This is a genomic window from Frateuria sp. GZRR35 (genome assembly GCF_051900415.1).
Lineage (GTDB): Bacteria > Pseudomonadota > Gammaproteobacteria > Xanthomonadales > Rhodanobacteraceae > Frateuria_A.
The window spans coordinates 1-20268 of sequence record NZ_JBHZGL010000012.1 but is presented as its reverse complement, the minus strand read 5'-3'; the positions used below and the strand labels follow the sequence as shown (position 1 = coordinate 20268).

21 protein-coding genes are annotated in these 20268 nt (G+C 67.1%); 10 read left to right on the top strand and 11 right to left on the bottom strand.

Translation table 11 applies throughout. The annotated features are described in order from the left end of the window. The first annotated feature begins 143 nt into the window (after positions 1-143). From ACFWZ3_RS13610 to ACFWZ3_RS13600, 3 genes are read left to right on the top strand one after another with little or no spacing between them, the layout of a single operon-like run. Positions 144-728 (top strand): RNA polymerase sigma factor, encoded by a 585-nt coding sequence (locus tag ACFWZ3_RS13610; RefSeq protein ID WP_439708255.1) that lies wholly within the window; start codon positions 144-146, stop codon positions 726-728. Further along, positions 725-1105, top strand: coding sequence for a hypothetical protein (locus ACFWZ3_RS13605; RefSeq protein ID WP_439708254.1), 381 nt, complete (start codon positions 725-727; stop codon positions 1103-1105). The genes ACFWZ3_RS13610 and ACFWZ3_RS13605 overlap by 4 nt, the downstream gene beginning before the upstream one ends. A gap of 3 nt (positions 1106-1108) precedes the next feature. Further along, positions 1109-1612: a DUF3106 domain-containing protein gene (locus ACFWZ3_RS13600; protein WP_439708253.1), complete on the top strand. Its 504-nt coding sequence runs from the start codon at positions 1109-1111 to the stop codon at positions 1610-1612. Positions 1613-1766: 154 nt separating this feature from the next. On the opposite strand, the gene ACFWZ3_RS13595 is transcribed toward ACFWZ3_RS13600, so the two are convergent. Beyond that, positions 1767-2867, bottom strand: a complete 1101-nt coding sequence (locus ACFWZ3_RS13595) for an NAD(P) transhydrogenase subunit alpha (RefSeq protein WP_439708252.1) — start codon at positions 2865-2867, stop codon at positions 1767-1769. A 165-nt stretch (positions 2868-3032) separates the two neighbouring features. Between ACFWZ3_RS13595 and cdd the strand changes: the two genes are divergently transcribed. The 6 genes from cdd (at position 3033) to ACFWZ3_RS13565 (ending at position 9142) form a co-directional block, all read left to right on the top strand. Next, a complete protein-coding gene (gene cdd / locus ACFWZ3_RS13590) occupies positions 3033-3434 on the top strand; it encodes a cytidine deaminase (protein WP_439708251.1) in 402 nt (133 codons plus the stop codon). Between the two features lie 130 nt (positions 3435-3564). Further along, complete coding sequence (locus ACFWZ3_RS13585; protein WP_439708250.1) at positions 3565-4131, top strand: nitroreductase family protein; 567 nt, start codon at positions 3565-3567, stop codon at positions 4129-4131. Next, a complete protein-coding gene (locus ACFWZ3_RS13580) occupies positions 4119-5024 on the top strand; it encodes a 5'-3' exonuclease (RefSeq protein ID WP_439708249.1) in 906 nt (301 codons plus the stop codon). The genes ACFWZ3_RS13585 and ACFWZ3_RS13580 overlap by 13 nt, the downstream gene beginning before the upstream one ends. Positions 5025-5655: 631 nt before the next feature. After that, complete coding sequence (locus tag ACFWZ3_RS13575; RefSeq protein WP_439708248.1) at positions 5656-7911, top strand: KAP family P-loop NTPase fold protein; 2256 nt, start codon at positions 5656-5658, stop codon at positions 7909-7911. A 133-nt stretch (positions 7912-8044) separates the two neighbouring features. Continuing rightward, positions 8045-8608, top strand: coding sequence for an NUDIX hydrolase (locus ACFWZ3_RS13570; RefSeq protein ID WP_439708247.1), 564 nt, complete (start codon positions 8045-8047; stop codon positions 8606-8608). A gap of 183 nt (positions 8609-8791) precedes the next feature. Next, positions 8792-9142, top strand: coding sequence for a hypothetical protein (locus ACFWZ3_RS13565; RefSeq protein WP_439708246.1), 351 nt, complete (start codon positions 8792-8794; stop codon positions 9140-9142). Positions 9143-9345: 203 nt separating this feature from the next. Here the strand turns inward: ACFWZ3_RS13565 and ACFWZ3_RS13560 are convergent, their stop codons facing one another. From ACFWZ3_RS13560 to ACFWZ3_RS13550, 3 genes are all read right to left on the bottom strand, one after another. Further along, a complete protein-coding gene (locus ACFWZ3_RS13560) occupies positions 9346-11439 on the bottom strand; it encodes a M13 family metallopeptidase (protein WP_439708245.1) in 2094 nt (697 codons plus the stop codon). Positions 11440-11647: 208 nt separating this feature from the next. After that, the gene (locus tag ACFWZ3_RS13555) at positions 11648-12088 is read right to left on the bottom strand and encodes a hypothetical protein (RefSeq protein ID WP_439708244.1); all 441 of its coding nucleotides are present in this window, start codon (positions 12086-12088) and stop codon (positions 11648-11650) included. Next, complete coding sequence (locus ACFWZ3_RS13550; RefSeq protein WP_439708243.1) at positions 12085-12669, bottom strand: RNA polymerase sigma factor; 585 nt, start codon at positions 12667-12669, stop codon at positions 12085-12087. The genes ACFWZ3_RS13555 and ACFWZ3_RS13550 overlap by 4 nt, the downstream gene beginning before the upstream one ends. Positions 12670-12779: 110 nt before the next feature. Between ACFWZ3_RS13550 and ACFWZ3_RS13545 the strand changes: the two genes are divergently transcribed. Beyond that, positions 12780-13106 carry a hypothetical protein gene (locus tag ACFWZ3_RS13545; RefSeq protein ID WP_439708242.1) on the top strand — a complete coding sequence of 109 codons (327 nt, stop codon included), beginning with the start codon at positions 12780-12782 and terminating at the stop codon, positions 13104-13106. Positions 13107-13355: 249 nt separating this feature from the next. Here ACFWZ3_RS13545 and ACFWZ3_RS13540 read toward each other — a convergent pair whose 3' ends face one another. From ACFWZ3_RS13540 to ACFWZ3_RS13510, 7 genes are all read right to left on the bottom strand, one after another. Beyond that, on the bottom strand, positions 13356-13655 hold the full coding sequence (locus ACFWZ3_RS13540) for an STAS domain-containing protein (protein WP_439700180.1): 300 nt from the start codon (positions 13653-13655) through the stop codon (positions 13356-13358). Between the two features lie 18 nt (positions 13656-13673). Then, complete coding sequence (locus tag ACFWZ3_RS13535) at positions 13674-14855, bottom strand: methyl-accepting chemotaxis protein (protein ID WP_439708241.1); 1182 nt, start codon at positions 14853-14855, stop codon at positions 13674-13676. A gap of 16 nt (positions 14856-14871) precedes the next feature. Next, positions 14872-15972 (bottom strand): protein-glutamate methylesterase/protein-glutamine glutaminase, encoded by a 1101-nt coding sequence (locus tag ACFWZ3_RS13530; RefSeq protein ID WP_439708240.1) that lies wholly within the window; start codon positions 15970-15972, stop codon positions 14872-14874. 136 nt (positions 15973-16108) lie between these two features. Then, positions 16109-16759, bottom strand: coding sequence for a chemoreceptor glutamine deamidase CheD (gene cheD, locus ACFWZ3_RS13525; RefSeq protein WP_439708239.1), 651 nt, complete (start codon positions 16757-16759; stop codon positions 16109-16111). Continuing rightward, positions 16756-17631, bottom strand: a complete 876-nt coding sequence (locus ACFWZ3_RS13520) for a CheR family methyltransferase (protein WP_439708238.1) — start codon at positions 17629-17631, stop codon at positions 16756-16758. The genes cheD and ACFWZ3_RS13520 overlap by 4 nt, the downstream gene beginning before the upstream one ends. Positions 17632-17635: 4 nt before the next feature. Continuing rightward, the gene (locus tag ACFWZ3_RS13515) at positions 17636-19363 is read right to left on the bottom strand and encodes a methyl-accepting chemotaxis protein (protein ID WP_439708237.1); all 1728 of its coding nucleotides are present in this window, start codon (positions 19361-19363) and stop codon (positions 17636-17638) included. Between the two features lie 12 nt (positions 19364-19375). Then, on the bottom strand, positions 19376-19879 hold the full coding sequence (locus tag ACFWZ3_RS13510; RefSeq protein ID WP_439708236.1) for a chemotaxis protein CheW: 504 nt from the start codon (positions 19877-19879) through the stop codon (positions 19376-19378). Between the last annotated feature and the right edge of the window lie 389 nt (positions 19880-20268).

Below are 20268 nucleotides of genomic sequence, written 5' to 3'. Positions count from 1 at the left end.
ACCCCTTCCCCTGTCCGCCCGCCCCTTCGAGCGGTTGCGACCGCATCATACGGTCGCGCGTCAACCCGTGCGAGTCTGCCGCGTTGAAGCATCCGACCGAACCGGAACAGGGCCGCAGCGCCGATGACGCGGATCTCGATGCCATGAGCAGCCTCGCAGGCACCCTCGACAGCGACCTGCTGGCGACGCCCGAGCGCGCCGTGCCGGCGACGCTGGATGCCTTCCTGGCCGACGTCGAGCGGCGCGCCTTCCGCCTGGCCGAGCTGCAACTGGGCCATCGCGAAGACGCGCTCGACGCGGTGCAGGACGCCATGCTGCGGCTGGTCAAGCACTACCGCGACAAGCCCGCGCAGGAATGGACGCCGTTGTTCTGGGGCATCCTGCGCCGCCGCATCGTCGATTTGCAGCGCCGCCGCAAGGTGCGCTCGATCGTGGTCGGCTGGCTGGGCGGGCGCGACGAGGACGGCGAGGACCTGCCCGCCTGGGAACCGCCCGACCACGGCCCCGGCCCGCTGCAGCGGCTGCACGACAGCCAGTCCTGGGCCGATCTTTCCGCCGCGGTGCAGCGCCTGCCGCAACGCCAGCGCGAAGCGTTTCTGCTGCGCATGCTGGAGGGTCTGGACGTGGCGCAGACCGCACAGGCCATGGGCTGCTCCGAAGGCAGCGTGAAAACTCATCTGTCCCGCGCAATGCACCATCTGCGCGATCAACTGGAGGACTGGCAATGACCGATCCGGACAAGCTGGCCCAGCGCGCCCGCGCGCTGTACCAGGAAGCCAGCCGGCAGCTCGACCCGGCCACCAGCGGCCGCCTGCGCGCCGCCCGCCGACAGGCGCTGGAAGCCGCGCAGCCACCCGCACGCGTCGCTTCGCGCCTGCTGCTGCCGGCCGGCGCCTTCGCCGTGCTCGCGCTGGCCACGCTGATGATCTGGCAACCGTCGCACCACGCCGACCATGCGCCTGCGCACGCGGTGCCGGCGGCGTCCACCGCCGATACGGATACCGACCTGCCGCCGGACGCCGACAGCGCCGACCCGCAGCTCTACCAGAACCTCGATTTCTACGGTTGGCTGGCCGCCAACGACCGCGTGAAGGTACGCCGCTGACTCATGACCCGCTTCGCACTGCTCCCGCTGCTGTTCGCCCTGGCCGTCCTGGCGCCGCTGCATGCGCAGGACGCGCCGCCACCCGGCGCTTCGTCCGCGCCTGCGACCCCGCGTCCCTGGCAAAGCCTGGACCCGGCCCAGCAGGAGGTGCTCGCCCCGCTGCGCGGGCACTGGAACGGCATGTCGCCGCGCAAGCAGCAGCACATGCTCAAGCGCGCCGAACACTGGGTCACCCTGCCGCCGGACCGGCGCGAGGAGATCCGCCAGCGCATCGCCCGCTGGCAGACCATGACACCCGATGAGCGCGAACGCGCCCGCGAGAACATGCACAAGTTCCACCGGCTGCCGCCGGAGCAGCGTGCACGCCTGCACGAGGCCTACGAGCAGTTCCAGCACATGCCGCCGGACCAGCGCGAGCGGCTGCTGCGCCAGTGGCGTTCGCAGACGATCGAGCAGCGGCTGCAGGGGCTGCGGCATCCGCCAGGCCCGCCCCCGCCGGGCCATTGAGGAAAGCCACCGCGGACTGCCTGCACCGGCGAGGTGCATAGACTCAGGCGCGCCCGGACCGCTGTAGGAGCGCACCCTGTGCGCGACCGGCAGCCGCGCCATCCCGGACAACCCGGTCATGGCGTTCGCGCACAGGGTGCGCTCCTGCCAGGACTCAGCCGGAAAAGTGCGGCTCGCCACCGCGCGTCAGGCACGTCCTGGCAACCAGCTCGTCCTCGAAGTCTGGCGCCAGCGCACCGTCGTGCAATAGCAACTCGACGAAGTTGTACACATTGCGCGCATACATCTCCGACGCATGCAGCGGCGCGCCCGCGGGCAGGTTCAGCGGCCCCAGGATGGTGACGCCCGCGTGCTCCACGCGCTCGCCTGGCCGGGTCAGCTCGCAGTTGCCGCCACCTTCGGCCGCCAGGTCCACGATCAGCGCGCCGGGCTTCATGCCCTCGACCATCGCCGCGCTGAGGATCTTCGGTGCCGGGCGACCGGGCACCGCCGCGGTGGTCACGATCACGTCCACCAGCTTCAGATGCTCAGCCAACGCCTGCTGCTGCGCCCGCCGCTCGTCCTCCGACAGCTCGCGCGCGTAGCCGCCGCTGCCGGCCGCGCTGACGCCCAGGTCGAGGAACTTGGCGCCGAGCGACTCGACCTGCTCGCGCGTTTCCGGCCGCACGTCGTAACCCTCGATCTGCGCGCCGAGCCGCCGCGCCGTGGCGATCGCCTGCAGCCCGGCGACGCCCGCGCCGATCACCAGCACGCGCGAGGGGCGGATGGTACCGGCGGCGGTAGTCAGCATCGGGAAGAACTTCGGACAGGCTTCGGCCGCGATCAGCATGGCGCGGTAGCCGGCCACCGCCGCCTGCGAGCTCAGCACGTCCATCGCCTGCGCGCGGGTGGTGCGCGGCAGCAGTTCCAGCGCGAAGGCCGTGAGCCTGCGCTTGCCCAGCGCAACGATGCGCGCCGCCGCGCCGTGCGGGCGCAACTGGCCGACGACAAGCGCGCCCTCGCGCAGCTGGCGCAGGGCCTCATCCGATGGCGGCAGCACGCACGTGAGCAGGTCCGATTGCGCCAGCACCTGCGACGCGTCGCCAAACTCGATCTCGCCGTAGGTCGCATCCGGAAAACCCGCGGCCACACCCGCGCCGCGCTCCAGCAACACCCGCACGCCCTTGCCTTGCAGCTTGCGCGCGATCTCCGGCGTGACCGCCACCCGCCGCTCGCCGTCCGCCACCTCGCGCAACGCGCCCACCGTGATCGCCATACGGTTCCCCTGGGACCTGACGCCTCATCCTAGCCCAACGGCCCAGCCCGCAAGCACCGGCCCGCTTGACCGGCGCCGCGCCGGGCGCAGTAGACTGGCCCACCGGCAGCGCCACGACCGGCGCACGCGGGGTCTTTGCAAGGGAGATCCCACTTGTCCACTCCGATGCCCCTTCCCGTCGTCGATCCGCTGATGCTCGCAGCCCGCGAAGCCCGCGAGCTGGCCTATGCGCCGTATTCGAATTTCCACGTCGGCGCCGCCGTGCTCACCCGCGACGGACGCACCTTCACCGGCTGCAACGTCGAGAACGCCTCCTACGGCCTGTGCAACTGCGCCGAACGCACCGCGCTTTTCGGCGCCATCGCGGCCGGCTGCCGGCCAGGCGACTTCGTGCAGCTGGCGGTGGTCGCCGACACGCCCGGGCCCGTCAGCCCGTGCGGTGCCTGCCGGCAGGTGATGGCCGAACTCTGCGACGAAACCATGCCGGTGCTGATGGGCAACCTGGCCGATGCACTGCAGGAGACCACCGTCGGCCAGTTGCTGCCCGGTTCGTTCCGCCTGCCTTGATTCCGGATCGCGGGATCGGCCTCGTTCCCGTTATCACGTCAGGACGGTGGGCCAGAGTCCACCTTACGCTTACCGACCTCACCCGGCCGTGGCGGCTATCATGGGCGACCCGCCCATATCCGAGCCCGCCATGCCCCCTGCGCTCGAGCTGCTGATGCAGCGCCACTCCATCCCTTCGCGCCAGCTCGGCGAGCCGGCGCCCCAGGGCGCCGAACTGCACGCGCTGCTCGCGGCCGCCGTGCGCGTGCCCGACCACGGCAAACTGGTGCCGTTCCGGCTGATCGAGCTGCGCGGCGACGCCAAACTGGCCTTCGGCGAGCAGTTGGCCGCGATCGCCGCGCGCAACCCCGCGCTGTCCGAATCCAAGCGCGAGAAGGAACGCACCCGCTACGCGTTCGCCCCGCTGGTGCTGGTGGTCGTCGCGCGGCTCACCGCCGGCAGCAAGGTGCCGCCGATCGAACAGGAGATCGCCGCCGGCTGCGTCGCCTACAACCTGCTGCTGGGAGCGCACGCGCTCGGCTACGGCGCGCAATGGCTGACCGGGTGGGCGGCGTACGACGAAGAGGTCGCCGCGATCCTGCGGCTGGCCGGCAACGAGCGGGTGATCGGCTTCGTCCACATCGGCACGCCGCAGATCGACGTGCCCGACCGCGAGCGGCCAACGGTGGAAGAGGTGTTTTCCACATGGACGCCGTGAGCACCGCAACCAGCGCCGTCCATCTGGTCGACGGCAGCCTGTACGTCTTCCGTGCCTGGCACTCGATGCCGGACCAGTTCCACGATGCCGATGGCCACCCGGTCAACGCCGTCCACGGTTTCACCCGCTTCCTCTGCGAGTTGCTGGAAAAGAGCCGCGCCGAGCACGTCGCGGTGGCCTTCGATGCGTCGCTGACCAGCTCTTTCCGCAACGCGATCTACCCGGCCTACAAGGCCAACCGCGAATTGCCTCCGCCCGACCTGGAACGCCAGTTCGTGCTCTGCCGCGCCATCACCGAGGCACTGGGCATCACCGTGCTGATCGACCACAGCTACGAGGCCGACGACCTGATCGGCAGCGCGCTGTGGAGCCTGCGCGGACACGGCCTGGACAGCGTGATCGTCTCGGCCGACAAGGACTTCGGCCAACTGTTGGGCGAACGCGACGAACAGTGGGACTTCGCCCGCAACCTGCGCTGGGGCCCGGCCGGCGTGCACGAGAAGCTCGGCGTGCACCCGCACCAGGTCGCCGACTACCTCGCGCTGTGCGGCGACGCGGTCGACAACATCCCCGGCGTCCCCGGCATCGGCGCCAAGACCGCCGCCGCCCTGCTCGCCCACTTCGGCAGCCTGGACGTGTTGCTGGAACGCGTCGACGAAGTCGCCTTCCTGCGCATCCGCGGCGCCGCCGCGTGCGCGGCGCGTTTGCGCGAGCACGCCGAACTGGCCCTCATGTACCGACGCCTCACCCGCATCGCACTGGACGCGCCAGTCGCCCCGACCGCCGACGCGCTGCGCCGGCAGGCGGGCAACGGGCAACTGGATGCCGTGTGCGAGCAGCTGCGCTTCGGTCCGCTGACGCGCTCGCGGTTGCGGACATTGGCTGGCGTCTGACCAGAACCCGAAACGATGGGCCCGCTTCTATCGAAGCGGACAATGTTCCGAACATGGCAATGCCCTCGCCCATGATGTCCGAACCTACAGCTGAAGGCCTGAAGCGTTACGCCACGACGGCTGGATACAACATGGACACGCCAGCGCGATTCGCTGCATTTGCAGCGGCGCCTGCGAGGTTCGCTGCGCCGGCGAATGCGGCTGCGAAGCTTGCTCCGTCCGGTTCACGACGTTCCTTGAGGTGACGGGTCGTTCGAGCGCCTTAGTGCCAACCTCGAAGGCGTCAGAAGAAGCACTGGATGCACACAGGTGTGTAGAAGGCACCGAACCTCAAGCCATCATTCGGCGCAGCAGATTCGACGGCCGATAAAAGTGGGGCGCAATAGCGCCTAGGCGGAGATGCTGGATGTGCACTCTGTTCCCGATGAAATGCAGTCCGCTCCCGACCCAAAGCGGACACCTACGGAGCTCGCGCGCATTTACTGCATGTCACTCGCGCGAGACGTGTAATTCATCGCCGACCGTGATTTGGACGGAACCGCCTGGTTCTAGGCATGCTAAAAAGGCCGCACGAGCGCAGCAGGTTATAGCGGCGAACCAAGGCAGTGCCGGGGCGACTAGGAGCGAGACAGTGAGAACAGTTGACCAGCCCTTCCACGGAGACCGCCCCATTGAAGCACCGGGCGAAGATCGCCTTGGCTTTAGTTTGCCCGCCAAACACGTAGCCCGAGCGATCCACCGGATGGCTTCCCCCGATGGGTTCGTGATCGGCATCGAAGGGGAATGGGGCTCGGGCAAGTCAAGCTTTACTAACCTTGTGTCTGATGCCCTGAGCCAGCTGGAATACGCGCCAGAGGTAATCCGCTTCCTCCCTTGGTTGATCAGGTCACGAGAGGGCTTACTCAAAGAGCTATTCTCAGAAATCAACAAGGCGGCGGTTCACATCGAAACGGATGAGCTGCCGCTTGGTTGGTGGGCCGGAGCTCTAGCCAAAGTCTGGCCAAGACGATACTCAGCACGTGCCATCCGAAGAGCGCGACTCAGGGCTCTATTTTCCAGGTTTTCTTCGCGCTTGATCCAAGCGGGAAAACTCGTCGACCTGTTCGCTCTGCCGGGCGCTGGGGTTGCGGCGGAGGCCGGAAAGCGTTCGATCGACGAATGGTTGGCGAACGCTTCTCTTGATAAAGAAAAGTCCGACATTCAAAAGGAGCTACGAAAGCTCAAGCGCAAGATCGTCGTTTTCATTGACGACCTTGATCGCCTAGACCCACATGAAGTAGCGGAGGTTCTTCGCCTCGTCCGGGCGGTAGTCGACTTTCCAGGCGTTGTTTTCGTGTTGTGCTATTCCCAAGAAATCGTTGCGAAAAACCTGTCTTCCGCATTTCACCTCCAACGTGGCGATGATTATCTGGACAAGATCATCCAGGTCAGTTTTCCCGTCCCCCAGCCTGAAGCCTTCGACCTACGGCGGATGTTTCGTCACGAGATCCAACTTCTGTATCCGGACCTGTTAGAGGGCGAATCAGACCGGGCACGCTCATCCCGGGATCGCCTCGCAGAAGTAATTGACGGCGAAGGCGGGCGGGCGCTGCTTACGCCCCGGCATGTCGTTCGCGCAGTAAACGCGTTGCGCTTCCACGCTACCTCTGTGCTGAGCAATATCGACATCCCCGACATGGTGTGGCTGCAGCTCATCCGAATGCAGTCACCAAAACTGCACAAATGGATCGAAGAATACTTGATCGGCTTTGATGCCAGACACAACGGTGCGATGATCACCGAGGAAAGCAAGAATGCCGAGCTTCTTGAGCTAAACGCGATTCTCGAGGAAATGGGCAGCGCCAGTTCCTCACGTGACGCGCGGAGGATGGCGCTAACCTCTGCTCTCCCCGGTGTTGATTTTGACTTCGAAAGAGTTGATGGCAAATCGACGATGGTGCTGACCCTTTATGGGGCTGAAGATATCTCAGAGCTAGTCCAGGAAAGGAGACTCGGGAGTCCTCAACACTATCGATATTACTTCGCATTGAGTGCGCCAAAAAATTCCATCAGCGACAGGGAATTCTCGATCTTCCTCGAAAGCGCCCAGAGCTCGCCCGAGGCCGCGGTTGCTCAGTTCACTCGGCTTGCCAAGACCCTCACCAGCCAAGGGCGCGTGGCAGCACAAGCCTTGATGGATCGCTTGAAAGGCAGCGGCATTCGGGCTGTTCCGGAGAACGCTTTACCGGGAGTATTGCGCTCCCTTGCGGATAGCATGGACGCAGCCGCATTGACGAGCGGCAGGGGCGACTGGGGCGAGTATTGGGTCTGGCGTGAAGGCGAGGACATTCTAGAAGCCGTCTGGCCCAGGCTTCCGGCAAACATGCGCACCCATATGGCCAATCAGATGTTCGGCTCAGGAAGATCTATCGCATGGTTGACAGAGATTTTTCGCACTGAAAGTTCGGCCCATGGCATCTCCGGCACACGAAGAAAGCCTGAAAGTGATTGGTTGTTTTCTACCGAGGAACTCGATATTGCGGCAGCGGAACTCGTACGCCGTTATCGTGCCCTAACCCCTGACGATTTGGATCGGTTGCCGCGGATAGCGCCGTTGCTCTTTGCGTGGAAGCAGCATGAGCCGCAGTCACTCTATGAAATTCAAACAAAGGTCGCACAGCTCTGCCGAAACGATGCGGACCTTCTAAAATTTCTGCAGGGGATGCGGAGCTGGAAGTCCTCGAACGGAGTCGTTTCTTATCCACTATGGGAATCCAGTCTTTCACCGTTCATGGATATTGGCCGGCTGCGGAACCGGTTGCTAGCTGTTTCATCAGCTTGCGATCCCTCGAATGCTGCTGAGGCACTGGAATTACTGGATGCGATCGCCAAGGACGAAGACGACTAGCTACATCCAAGCCAACAACGCCTCGTGGTGGGCTCCACTAAGGAGGGGGTGTCCGCTCCTGGCCGGAAGCGGCCCTGATTGCCGGGTAAGGCCGTGCGCGGCACCATGCCTTACTCCTCGAACGGGCAGCCCCATGAACGACGATCGCATCCCCGATGACGCCCACGCCCCCGTCGAAACCCTGTTCGAAGGACGCTGGCTGAGCCTGCGCAAACGGGGACGCTGGGAGTATGCCGAGCGCAACAACCCCGGCGGCGCGGTGATCATCGTGGCGGTGACGCCGGATGATTGCGTGCTGTTCGTGGAGCAGTACCGGGTGTCGATTCTCAAGCACACCATCGAGATGCCGGCCGGATTGGTCGGGGACCTGGCCGACCAGTTGGACGAAAGCGCCCTGCTCGCCGCCGCGCGCGAGCTGGAGGAGGAGACCGGCTATCGGTGCGACCGCGTGGAGTTCATCCACGAGGGGCCTTCGTCCTCGGGCATGAGTACCGAAATGATTGCCTTCGTGCGCGCCCACGGCCTGGTCCGGGTCGGCGCCGGCGGCGGCGACGAGAGCGAGAATATCGTGGTGCATGAGCTACCCCGCAGCGAGGCAGGCGCGTGGCTGTTCGCGCGGGCGGCGGAGGGGTATTCGGTCGATCCGAAGCTGTTCGCCGGGCTGTGGTTCCTGGAGCACGCGGGCCGGCGCGGCTGAGTTGGCGAGGGGGCGCAGGGTGGCTTCAGCCCACCCTGGCCTCGCCGCAGGGTGGCGGTGGGCTGAAGCCCACCCTACGGGCATCTTGGCCAGGGTGAGACAACCGCGCTAAAGATTTCCCGACAGCGGCCGATTCCGGGGGTGTCGCCTCCTATCGACATCCCTACTGCAACGGAATCCGCCATGAAAATCCTGCTCGCCTCCGCCCTGTTCCTGCTCGCGCCGATGGCCGCGCATGCCGCCTGCTCGCCGACTGACTTCGCCGTGCAGGACTTCAAGATCGCCGCCAGCGGCGGCCGCCTGAGCCTGAAGGGCCAGCTGGTCAACCATTGCGCCGAACCGGCGGCCGCGCAGATCTCCATCGACGCCAAGGACTCCACCGGCAAGGTGCTGGCGAGCAAGAAGGGCTGGCCGGCCGGTACGGCCAACATCGCTCCGGGCCAGTCGGTCGAGTTCGACCTGGGCCGCCTGTTCCGCTATCAGTCGGACATGCAGAGCTTCACGGCCGGCGTGGCCAACGTGCGTACCTGGTAAGCATCGGACTGGATGCCCAGCAAAAAGGCCCCGATCGGGGCCTTTTTGTTGCGTTCCACGAGGACGCCTCGAGGTGAGCCTTCCCCCATTCCGCGGGGAAATATGCCGACAGGCGGATGGGTTCGACAGGGAGGTGTTGCGCAAGGCCTCCCCCATCCGCCGTTGGGCACCTTCCCCCGTGAACGGGGGAAGGATCGGTAGGCTTACCAGATATGCACGCGCTGCTTCGGGTCCAGGTAGAGCTTCTGGCCGGGCTTGGGGTCGAACGCCTGGTACCACGCGTCGATGTTGCGCACGGTCTGCGCGCGGTAGCGTCCCGGTGCGTGACCATCGGTGATGACCTGCTGGCGCAAGGCCGCATCGCGGGTCTTGCTGCGCCAGGACTGTGCGTAGGCGAGGAAGAAGCGCTGCGCGCCGGTCAGCCCGTGCATCACCGGCGCCGGCTTGCCGCCGAGCGATTTCTGGTAGGCGATCCACGCGGCGGTGAGGCCGGAGACGTCGGCGATGTTTTCGCCGAGGGTCTGCTGGCCGTTGATGTGCAGCCCGGGCAGCGGCTCGTAGGCGTTGTACTGCTCGACCAGTTTCTGGCCGGCGGCCTTGAAGTGGGCCAGGTCTTCCGGCGTCCACCAGTTGGCCAGACGACCCTGCGCGTCGAACTCGGCGCCCATGTTGTCGAAGCTGTGGCTGATCTCGTGGCCGATCACCGCACCGATCGAGCCGTAGTTGGCCGCCGCGTCGGCCTTCGGATCGAAGAACGGCGCCTCGAGGATCGCCGCCGGGAAGTTGAGCGCGTTCTGCAGCGGCAGGTTGACCGCGTTGACCGTCTGCGGCGTCATCCACCACTCGCCACGGTCCACGCTCTGGCCAAGCTTGGCCTTCTGGTGGGCGAACTCCTGCTCGACCGCACGCAGGTGGTTGCCCAGCGCGTCATCGGGCTTGATCACCAGCGCGCTGTAGTCGCGCCAGGTTTCCGGATAGCCCACGCCGACCTTGAGCGACTCGATCTTGGCCTTGGCCTTGGCCTTGGTGGCATCGGTCATCCAGTCCAACTGGCCCACGCGCTCGTCGAAGGCGGCCAGGATGTTCTTGACCATGTCCTGCACCTGGCGCTTGGACGCCGGCGGGAAGTACTTCTTGACGTAGATCTGCCCGACCGCGTCGCCGAGGTCGTTGTTGACCGCGCCGATCGCGCGCTTCCAGCGGTCGCGCTGCTGGGGCGTGCCGGTCAAGGTGTGGCCGTAGAACTCGAAGCTGGCGTCGGCGTAGGCCTTGGGCAGCAGGCCGGCGCTCTCGTTGATGGTGTGGAAGGTGAGGTAGTCCTTCCATGTATCGAGCGGCTCGCTGGCGACCAGCGCCGACAGACCCTTGATCGCACCGGGCTGCCACGCGTCGATCGCCGGCTGGCCGGCCAGACCGGCGGCCTCGAAGTAGGCGTTCCAGTCCATGCCCGGGGCCTTCTGCGCGTAGGCGCTGACCGGCCACGGGTTGTTGGCCTTGTGCACGTCCTCGGTCTCGACCAGGCTGGCCTGTGCCTTGGCGATCTTCATTTCCAGGCCGAAGATGGCGTCCGCCTTGGCCTTCGCCTCGGCCACGCCGGCACGCTCGAGGGTGGCGGCGATGTACGCCTTGTACTTGTCGCGGAAGCCGACCATCTCCGCGTCGTCTTTCAGGTAGTAGTCGCGGTTGGGCATCCCCAGCCCGCCCTGCAGCAGGTAGGCGATGTTGTGCGAAGGGTCTTCCAGGCCCTGCGCCACGAACAGGCCGAACAGGTGCTCGGTGTGGTAGTTGGTGGCGTTGATCGGGTCGACGTCGGCACGCAGCTGGCCGCCGAGCACGCGCGAGAGGTCGCTGCGATTGCGGATCGCATCGATGCGGTCGAGCTCGGGCTTGAGCGGCGAGAGGCCCGCCTTTTCGATCGCCGCCTCGTTCATGAAGGCCGCGTAGTAGTCGGCGATCTTGCGCTGGTCGCTGCCCGCGGCCGGATGGCTGGCGCCGGCCTCGCGCACGATCTGCGCGTTGCGCTTTTCGGCCTTCTGGAACACTTCCAGGAAGATGCCCGTACTGGCGCGGTCGGCGGGGATCACCGCATTTTTGCGCCAGGTGCCGTTGGCGAAGTTGTCAAAATCGTCGCCGGGCTTGACCGAGTGATCCATGCCGGCCAGGTCGACGCCGATCGCGCCGCCGACCGGAATGCCCGCCGGCGCCTTGCCCTGCTGGGCCGCCGCCGCGAACGCCCCTGCGCTCACCGCCGAACCGCACAGCAGTGCGGTCACTACCATCCATCGCATCGCTTGCATTGCGTTTGCTCCACTCGAAACAGACGCCCACGATAGCCCCGAACCCGCAAGCGGGTGTGCATGACCTGTGGGCTATCCGGGCAGGCCGCGCTCTTTGCAGGAGCCCGCTTGCGGGCGATGCCTTTGGGTCCGCCAGAACAAGAGCATCGCCGGCAAGCGGGCTCCTGCAACGGCCTGCGCGAGTGTTTGGCGAGCCCCGGCGGCGGGATCAGGCCGGCTGGCCGTGGTGCAGCCAGTGGCGGGAGAGCCGGGAGAGCCCCAGGCAGGCCGCCAGGACCCAGGCCCAGGGCGTGGCCAGCAGCGCACCGATCACGCCCTGGTCCAGCGCAGGCAACCACGAAGCGCCATAGATGACGACCACGGCGAGCGCCGCCACGGCCATCGCTGCGACGAGCAGCGCGAGCAGGCCATGTTCCAGGCGGGTGTCCAGGCGCGGGGCCGGCGACACCTGCCGCGCCACCCGGCGGGCAAAATCGGCGGGCAACTGTTCATTCGGCGGTTGCGCGAGCAGCTCTGCCATCAGCCGGTAGGTGCCCGACGACGCCTCGCGATCCCTCGGGGCCAGGCCGGCGCGCTTGTCGGCCAGTGCCCGCTCCTGCAGGGACCATTCGTGCTCTTCCAGCGGAGACAAATGCGGATCGTGGTTCATATGGCAACTCCCAACGGACCTTCCAGTACGCCACGAAGGCGCAGGCGCGCGCGGAACAGGTGACTCTTGATGGTGCCAGTGGCCATTCCGGTGATCGTGGCGATCTCCGGAATCGTGGCCTCTTCGAGATGGTAGAGCGTGAGTACCGCGCGCTGCACGGGCGGCAACGCGTCGATGGCTGCATGCAGCCGGCGCGCGACCTGCGCATCGCCGAAGGCCTGCTCCAGGTCGAATTCGCCACCCAGGTTTTCCAGGGGCGAGGTGGCCTCCTCGTCCGCGACCGGCTCGAACAGCGGGATGCGCTTGCGCTGCAGGTGGCGCAGCGCGATCGAGTAGGCGACCTGCCCGATCCAGGACTTCAGCGCGCTTTCGTAGCGGTACTGGTGCAGGCACTGGTGCACGCGCAGGAAGGTTTCCTGGCACAGCTCCTGTGCATCCTCGGGGTGGCGGACCATGCGGTAGATGATGTGCCAGCACAGGCCTTGATAGGCCCGCACCAGGCGCTCGAACGCGCCGGGCGCGCCGCGCAGCACGGCATCGACCAGTTCGCGGTCCGGGTTGGTTGGCTGGCGCTCGTCCATCGCCACCTGGGATACGCGCGAGGGGCAAACGGTTGCAAGTGCCGGAGTGCAACCGCCGTGGCGGCGGTCGTCTCTCTTGTACCGAAACCCGTTCACCACAGGAACAAGCCATGAACTACGACATCCTCATTCCCATCACCCTCTTCTTTTCCATTGCCTACTCGATCAAGGCCATCGCCGATGCGCGTGTGCGCCGACAGATGGTGGCCGTAGGCGGCTCCGAGGATCTGGTGCGTTCGGTGCTGCAGGGCGACGATTTGCGACGCCGGCACTCGTCGCTGCACTGGGGCATCGTGCTGGTGGCGCTGGCGATCGGCTTCGGGCTGATCCAGCTGTTCGGCTGGCAGGACCTCAACCCGGGCATGGTCGCCGTGCTCGTCGGCGCGACCGGATTGGGCAATCTGGTGTTTTACGGGATGGCGCGGCGGCTGGGGTGAGGCTCCCCGCCAGGCTTCCCCCATCCGCCCTGCGGGCACCTTCCCCCGCGGGCGGGGGAAGGACCACACTGGCGGGCTTTCGACCACGGCGTGTGGCTCCCCGAGCGTCCCTTTCCTCGCTGGTGGGGAACAAGCCTCACTGGCGGGCTTCCCGACACCGCACATGGCATGCGGCCCCCACGACCGAGCCTTCCCCCGCGCGCGGGGGAAGGTGCCGACAGGCGGATGGGGGCGCCCGTCGCGCGATCCTCAGTGCAACACGAACAGCTTGTCGAACCCGGCCACGCGCAGCGTGCCGCGCAGTTCGTCGCGGGCGTTGACGATGCGGATCTCGGCGCGGTCGGCGCCGGCGTGTTCGCGCAGCAGCAGCAGCATGCCCAGCGCGGAGCTGTCCATGCGGGTGACTTCCCCGAGGTCGATTACGTAGCTGCGCGCCTTGACGCCGGTGCCCAGGCACGCGTCGTGGAAGTCGCGGTGCATGCTGAAGTCGAAGTGCTCGCCCAGGTGCAGGGTCAGGCAGTCGGTGTCGCTGTCGTGGTGGACGTTGATGCTCATGGCGTGCGTTCCTTAAAAGAGTTCGATCTCGCCGGCGTCCATCGAGCTCTGCAGCGCGGGGCCGCGCGAGCGCAGGCGGGCTTTTTCGCGCTGTACCGCAAGGCGGGCGCGCACACGCTGGGCGCGGGCTTCCAGCGCCTCGGCGTCGATCCGGCTGCAGGCCAGCTCCTCGATGTCGCGGGTGCAATCGGCGGTGACTTCCTGCAGCTCGACCAGGCGGGTGCGGGTCTGCTGCAGAAGCTGGCTGAGGATGTCCTCGAACTGCAGCGAGCGGATCGTGGTGGACACGTCCGAACCCAGGCCGCGGTTGATCTCGACCACCTGGTCGGCGACCGCGTTGGTGCGCGCGTCGGATTCGGTCACGTGCGCCATCATCGCGTCGATGCCGCCCTTGGCCGACAGCGCCACGTTGAGGTCCTGCGAGGCCATCGTGCCGACCAGCCCGCGCAACTGTTCCATCGCGGTGCGGGCACGCTCGACGTGGCTGCCGATCTGCTCATTGAACTGGTTGGAGTTGCTCGCCAGGTTGCGGATCTCGCCGGCGACCACCGCGAAGCCGCGGCCGGACTCACCCGCACGCGCCGCCTCGATCGAGGCGTTGAGCGCCAGCAGGTTGGTTTCCTCGGCAATGGTGTTGACGTTCTTCAGCAGGCCGAACACCGCGTCCATTTCCTTTGCCATGCCGTCGATGCGGTAGACGATGCGCAGGCTCTCGCGCGACATCTGCACGATCATGCCGACGAAGTGCTCCAGCAGGTCGGACGTGCGCGCGGCGAAGTCCTGTACGGATACGCCGCCGTTCTGCACGTCGATGATCTGCTTGAGCAGCGACTGCTGCAGGCCGGTCTTCTGCGACAGGCCGTCAAAGCCGCCGCCCAGTTCCTGCACCGCGTCACGCAGCAGGTCCAGGCCCTGGTGCAGTTCGCGGGTGGCGTGGCCGAGTTCGTCGACCAGCGCGCTGCGCACGTCTTCCAGCGCCTCGCGCACGGGCGTGGGGTCGACCGCCTCGGGCACCACCGCCCCGACGGCGGCGGCGCTGCGCCGGGCATCGACGATCCATGCGGCGGCCAGCGCGATGACCAGCACGGGGGCGAGCCACGCCGGGTGCCAGAGCAGGCTGACCAGCAACGCCGCGGCGCTGGCCGCAAAGCCGACCAGGTGGCGGGTGTGGAAGAAGGAGAGGATGGCGTTCATGAAATCTCTTCCGCGATCAAAGGGCGGCGGCGCGTAACGCGCTGTCGAGGGGTAGGCGCGCCAGCTTGAGCAGGCGCGCGGCAATCTGGTCCAGGGGTAGCGCTTCGCGGGCGGCGCCGAGCTTCCAGGCGGCGCCGGGCATGCCCCACACCACCGAGCTGTCTTCGTCCTGCACCAGCGTGGCGGCGCCGGTCTGGGACAGTTCCAGCAGTCCGCGTGCACCGTCGTCGCCCATGCCGGTGAGCAGCGCGGCAACGGCCGCCTTGCCCACGCTGGCAGCCATGGAGCGGAACAGCACGTCCACGCTGGGCTTGTGCCGGTTCACCGGCGGACCGTCGTGCAGGCGGCAGACGTACTTGGCGCCATCCCACATCACCAGCAGGTGCTGCGAGCCGGGCGCGATGTAGGCGTGGCCCTGCTGGATCGGCTGGCCATCGCGCGCCTCGCACACACGCATCGCCGAGCAGTTGTCCATGCGTGCGGCGAACGGGCCGCTGAAAGCAGCGGGGATGTGCTGGGTGATGACGACCGGCGGCGCGTCCGGCGGCATGGCTTCCAGCACGGCGCGGATCGCCTCGGTGCCGCCGGTCGACGCGCCGATGGCGATGATCGGGCTGCCGCCGCGCGTGCCGGCTGACTGCGACAGCGGCAGCACGGCATCGGCCGACAGCCGCGGCGCCACGTCGAGCTTGCGCACGGCGGTGCGTGCGCGGGGTTTGGCCCGCGCGGCGGTCTTCACCTTGGCGCAGATGTCCTGCGCGCTGGCCGCGAACACGTTCGCCAGGTCGCTGGACGGCTTGGTGAAGAAGTCCACCGCGCCCAGCTCCAGCGCCCGCAGCGTGATGTCCGCACCCTGCTCGGTCAGCGAGGACACCATCACCACCGGCATCGGCCGCAGGCGCATCAGGTTCTCGAGAAAGGTCAGCCCGTCCATGCGCGGCATCTCGACGTCGAGCGTCAGCACGTCCGGGTTCAACTGTTTGATCTTGTCGCGCGCGATCAGCGGATCGGCCGCGGTGCCGATCACCTCGATCTGCGGATCGGAGGCAAGCATGGTCGACAGGAGCTTGCGCACCAGTGCGGAATCGTCGACTACCAGAACTCGCACCTTATCCATGCCGTATGTCTCGAGCTTGCCTTTGAAATGAAGTGGAGCGATGGCGCTGGGTCGTGAGGGCGTTGATCCGCCTGCGCCTGCGGTGGGCGCCGCGGGAACGGCGGATGCCGCGCCCCCACGGCCCAGCGCCACCGTGTCAGAAGAGCTCCACCTCTCCCTTTATCGGATCGTTTGCCAAACGCTTGAGGTAGACGCGCTCGCCATCGACCAGCTGCGCATCGCGCGTGCCGCGCAGTTGCCGCACGCGCACCTTGCCGCTGGCGGGGAAGTACTGGACCTGGCGCGGATACACGTCGCCCAGGTCGGAGGCAGCGACATCGAGCCGCTCCATCGTCAGGTAGCGCTGGACGAATTCGATGTTGCGCCGGCCCACGTCGGTCATCTGCGCCAGCACGCGGCCGCCGCCGAACACTTTCACTTCCAGGTCTTCGCGGCGTCCGCCAGCCTTGAGGATGGCGTTGATCAACTGCTCCATGGCATCGGAGCCATAGCGCGCCGCGCGGCCGACCGCAGCCGACCAGCTGTCGCGCTCGCCCACCGGCTCGGGCAGCATGAAATGGTTCATGCCACCCACGCGCCGGCGCTTGTCGCGGATGCAGGCGGCGATGCACGAGCCCAGCACGGTGGAGATCATCTCCTCCTGCGTGCTCACGTAGAACTCGCCCGGCAGCACCTTGGCGGTGACACATTGCTGGGTCGGGTCCCAGAACCTGCGCAGGTGTTCGAAACCGGGTAAAGCGGGTGCGATGGCCTGGCCGAAAGGCAGGCTCGCGGCAACCTGGGTCATGCAGTCTTCTTCCGATAGATGGTGCGGCCGATCAGTTCGAACTCGTCGGAGAGACCGTGCATGGATTCGGAGTGCCCCAGGAACAGCGGGGCGCCCGCGGGCAGCAGCCGCGCGAAGCGGCGGAAGAGTTTCTGCTTGGTCGGCTGGTCGAAATAGATGACCACGTTGCGGCAGAAGATCGCGTCGAACGGTCCCTGCATCGGCCATTCGTGCAGCAGGTTGAGCGGCAGGATGCTGACCAGCTCGCGCAGCTTCGGATGCACGCAGGCCAGGCCCGCGTATTCGCCCTCGCCACGCAGGAACCAGCGCCGGCGCCGCTCGGCGCTGACGCCTTCCAGCCGCTCGACCGGATAGACGCCCTTCTGCGCGGCGGCCAGCGCCGCGGGCGACAGGTCGGTTGCCAGGATCTTCGCGTCGATGCTGCGGCCGCAGCGCTCCAGCGCCTCGGCCAGCACCATCGCCAGCGAATAGGGTTCCTCGCCGCTGGAACAGCCGGCCGACCAGATGCGCAGGCGGTCGCCCTCGCGCCGCTTCTGGTCCAGCCAGCGCGGCAGCAGGTCGTCGGCCAAAACCTCGAAATGGTGCACCTCGCGGAAGAACGAGGTGACGTTGGTGCTGATCGCGCTGGCCAGTTCGCCCAGCTCGCTTTCCGGATCGGCGCGCAACAGCTCGCAGTAGGCGTCGAAGCCCTTCATGCCCAGCGCGCGCAGGCGGCGCACCAGGCGCCCCTGCACCAGCTGGCGCTTCTGCTCGCTGAGCGCGATGCCGCAGTGCTCGTACACGAACTCGCGCAGGAACCGGAACTCGCCGTCGCCGAGCACGGGGCCGGCGACGCCGGCCATTGTGTTGTCATGGCTGGCGACCGCGTTCATCGCTTCAGAACTCCTTCCACGCGCCGGCGTCGGCGGTCACCGCGGCCGGCTCGGCCGCGCGGGCAGCACGCACCGGGGTGTTGCGCACGGCGGCGAACACCGCCTCGGCTTCGGCCACGACCGAGGCGGCCTGCGGCTTCGCCGGCGCGGGCGCCGGCGCGGCGTCGCCATCGAGACGGAAGAAGGCGACCTGCCGGGACAGCTCGCCAGCCTGCTCCTGCATGGCACGGGCGGCCGCGGCGGCCTCCTCCACCAGCGCAGCGTTCTGCTGGGTCATCTCGTCCATCTGCAGCACGGCGTGGTTGACCTGGTCGATGCCGGCCGACTGCTCCTGGCTGGCCGCGGCGATCTCGGCCACGATGTCGGTGACCTTCTTGACGCTGTCGACGATCTCGGCGAGCGCCTTGCCGGACTGGTCGACCAGCTCCGAACCGGTCCTGACCTTCTCCGCGCTGTCGTTGATCAGCGCCTTGATCTCCTTGGCCGCACCGGCCGAGCGCTGCGCCAGGTTGCGCACCTCGGTGGCGACCACGGCGAAGCCGCGGCCCTGCTCGCCGGCGCGCGCCGCTTCCACGGCCGCATTGAGCGAGAGCAGGTTGGTCTGGAAGGCGATCTCGTCGATCAGGCTGACGATGTCGGAAATCTTGCGGCTGGAGGCGTTGATCTCCTTCATCGCCACCACCGCCTGCGAGGCCACCTCGCCGCCGCGCTCGGCCTGCTCGCGGGCACCGCGGGCCAGCTGGTTGGCGTGGCTGGCGTTCTCGGCGTTCTGCTTGACGGTGGAGGTCATCTCCTCCATCGAGGAGGCGGTTTCCTCCAGGCTGGAGGCCTGCTCCTGCGTACGCTGCGAAAGGTCGTCGTTGCCGCGGGCGATCTGCTGGGCGGCGGTGCTCACCGCACCGGAGCCCTGGCGCACTTCGCCGACGATCGCGGACAGGCGCTCGTCCATGCTGCGGAACGCTTCCAGCAACTGGCCCAGCTCGTCGTTGCGGTTGCACTGGATCGCGTGACCGAGCTTGCCCTGGGCGATCTCGCGGGCGACGCGGCCGGCGTAGGCGAGCGTGCCGACGATGGAGCGGCTGAGCGAGAATGCCATCCAGAGCGCCAGCAGCAGGCCGGCGGTCAGGGCGCCGATGCTGATCGCGCGGATCACCTTGAAGCGCGACACCTGCGCCTGGTAGGCCTCCAGCGCTTCGTCGCGCTGCAGGTTCACCAGTTTGTCCAGCACTTCCAGGCGCATCATCATCAGCGGACGAACTTCCATGTCCAGTACGTCGCCGGCGGCTTCGTCATGCTGGTTCAGCGCATCGGTCATGTCCTTCAGACCGGTGATGTAGTCATCCTCGAAGGACAGGTACTTCTTGTACTCGGCCGCGACTTTCTCGCTCTTGGGCGCCGCGTCGAAGTCCTTCTTCAGTTCGAGGAACTTCTTCTCCTGCTCGGCGTAGTCGGCCAGCTTCTGCTTCAGCTGCGGCGCCTGCGTGACCAGCTTGGCGGCCTCGCCCAGCACGATGAACTGCATCAGCGAGGTCGAGCGCATGCGCTGGACGGTCTGCGCCGGCACCAGTTCGCCCTCGTACATGGTGCGCATGCCTTCGTTCTGCAGCTGCATCGAGCCGATGCCGATCACGGCACCACCCACGAGCATCAGCATCAGCATGCCCATGACCAGCCGCAGCCGACCACGCACAGAGAGGGAGGGGATCTTGAATTTGATTTTCGGCAGTCTCATCGGTGGTTCCTGTCAGGCCACGGCTTCAAGTTCTTCGGCCGCGGGCAAGGCGGCTTCCAGCATTTGCGCATCCTTCGGATGCAAAAGCTTGTCCACGTCCAGCAGCAGCACCATCCGGCCCTGGACCGCGGTCAGTCCCCGCAGGTATTCGGTGTCGACCGTGGTGCCCATGTCCGGTACCGGCCTGATCTGGTCGGCCTGGACGTCGACCACGTCCGAGACGGCATCGACGACCACGCCGAACGGACGTCCCGATACCGTCACGATCACCGTGACCGTCGTGGGCGGGTATTCGTCCCGGACCAGTCCGAAGCGAAGGCGCAGATCGAGCACCGGCACGACCGTGCCCCGCAGGTCGAGCACGCCGAGCACGTAGTGGGGGGCTTGCGGAATGCGGGTGACCGGCGTCCAGCCGCGGATTTCCCGCACGGCAAGGATGTCCAGTCCGTACTCCTCGCCTGCCAGGCTGAAAGTGAGCTGCTGCACCGACGGTGCACCCGGTTTGTCTGCGTACATGGGGCAATTGACCTTTGACGGATGCCTGCGGGAGTCCGTCTTCCAAGGCTGTGTCGGCGACGGTGCCGCGAACTTGAGGCGTTGCCGGGGGCGGCCTTGGCGGGAAAGGGCGCCAGGTCACGGATTGGCGCTCGCCGGGTTCGCGGGCAAGAGGCCTCGCCGCCGGCTCCCTCTGGGCGAGGGACGTCACCGCCTTGCTTCCCTCTCCCTGGAGGGGAGAGGGCTTCAAATCGGCGGCCGCTCCCCGCGGGCGAAAGACCTCACCGCCTCTGCTCCCTCTCCCCTCCGGGGAGAGGGCTGGGGTGAGGGGTCGGCCTGGCGAAAGACTCACCTGCAGCGCCGGCAGACGCTTCGGGTTGGGACGCACTGGCCAGCTTCCCCGCGAGCCG

Bases quoted from the DNA above. Each gene is read 5' to 3' on its own strand.
- ACFWZ3_RS13605 (WP_439708254.1), top strand. From the start codon at position 725: ATGACCGATCCGGACAAGCTGGCCCAGCGCGCCCGCGCGCTGTACCAG.
- ACFWZ3_RS13560 (WP_439708245.1), bottom strand. From the start codon at position 11,439: ATGCAAGCGATGCGATGGATGGTAGTGACCGCACTGCTGTGCGGTTCG.
- ACFWZ3_RS13520 (WP_439708238.1), bottom strand. From the start codon at position 17,631: ATGAACGCGGTCGCCAGCCATGACAACACAATGGCCGGCGTCGCCGGC.
- ACFWZ3_RS13510 (WP_439708236.1), bottom strand. From the start codon at position 19,879: ATGTACGCAGACAAACCGGGTGCACCGTCGGTGCAGCAGCTCACTTTC.
- ACFWZ3_RS13565 (WP_439708246.1), top strand. From the start codon at position 8,792: ATGAAAATCCTGCTCGCCTCCGCCCTGTTCCTGCTCGCGCCGATGGCC.
- ACFWZ3_RS13545 (WP_439708242.1), top strand. From the start codon at position 12,780: ATGAACTACGACATCCTCATTCCCATCACCCTCTTCTTTTCCATTGCC.
- ACFWZ3_RS13585 (WP_439708250.1), top strand. From the start codon at position 3,565: ATGCCCCCTGCGCTCGAGCTGCTGATGCAGCGCCACTCCATCCCTTCG.
- ACFWZ3_RS13600 (WP_439708253.1), top strand. From the start codon at position 1,109: ATGACCCGCTTCGCACTGCTCCCGCTGCTGTTCGCCCTGGCCGTCCTG.
- ACFWZ3_RS13610 (WP_439708255.1), top strand. From the start codon at position 144: ATGAGCAGCCTCGCAGGCACCCTCGACAGCGACCTGCTGGCGACGCCC.
- ACFWZ3_RS13530 (WP_439708240.1), bottom strand. From the start codon at position 15,972: ATGGATAAGGTGCGAGTTCTGGTAGTCGACGATTCCGCACTGGTGCGC.
- ACFWZ3_RS13595 (WP_439708252.1), bottom strand. From the start codon at position 2,867: ATGGCGATCACGGTGGGCGCGTTGCGCGAGGTGGCGGACGGCGAGCGG.
- ACFWZ3_RS13515 (WP_439708237.1), bottom strand. From the start codon at position 19,363: ATGAGACTGCCGAAAATCAAATTCAAGATCCCCTCCCTCTCTGTGCGT.
- ACFWZ3_RS13555 (WP_439708244.1), bottom strand. From the start codon at position 12,088: ATGAACCACGATCCGCATTTGTCTCCGCTGGAAGAGCACGAATGGTCC.
- ACFWZ3_RS13580 (WP_439708249.1), top strand. From the start codon at position 4,119: ATGGACGCCGTGAGCACCGCAACCAGCGCCGTCCATCTGGTCGACGGC.
- cdd (WP_439708251.1), top strand. From the start codon at position 3,033: ATGCCCCTTCCCGTCGTCGATCCGCTGATGCTCGCAGCCCGCGAAGCC.
- ACFWZ3_RS13535 (WP_439708241.1), bottom strand. From the start codon at position 14,855: ATGAACGCCATCCTCTCCTTCTTCCACACCCGCCACCTGGTCGGCTTT.
- ACFWZ3_RS13550 (WP_439708243.1), bottom strand. From the start codon at position 12,669: ATGGACGAGCGCCAGCCAACCAACCCGGACCGCGAACTGGTCGATGCC.
- cheD (WP_439708239.1), bottom strand. From the start codon at position 16,759: ATGACCCAGGTTGCCGCGAGCCTGCCTTTCGGCCAGGCCATCGCACCC.
- ACFWZ3_RS13570 (WP_439708247.1), top strand. From the start codon at position 8,045: ATGAACGACGATCGCATCCCCGATGACGCCCACGCCCCCGTCGAAACC.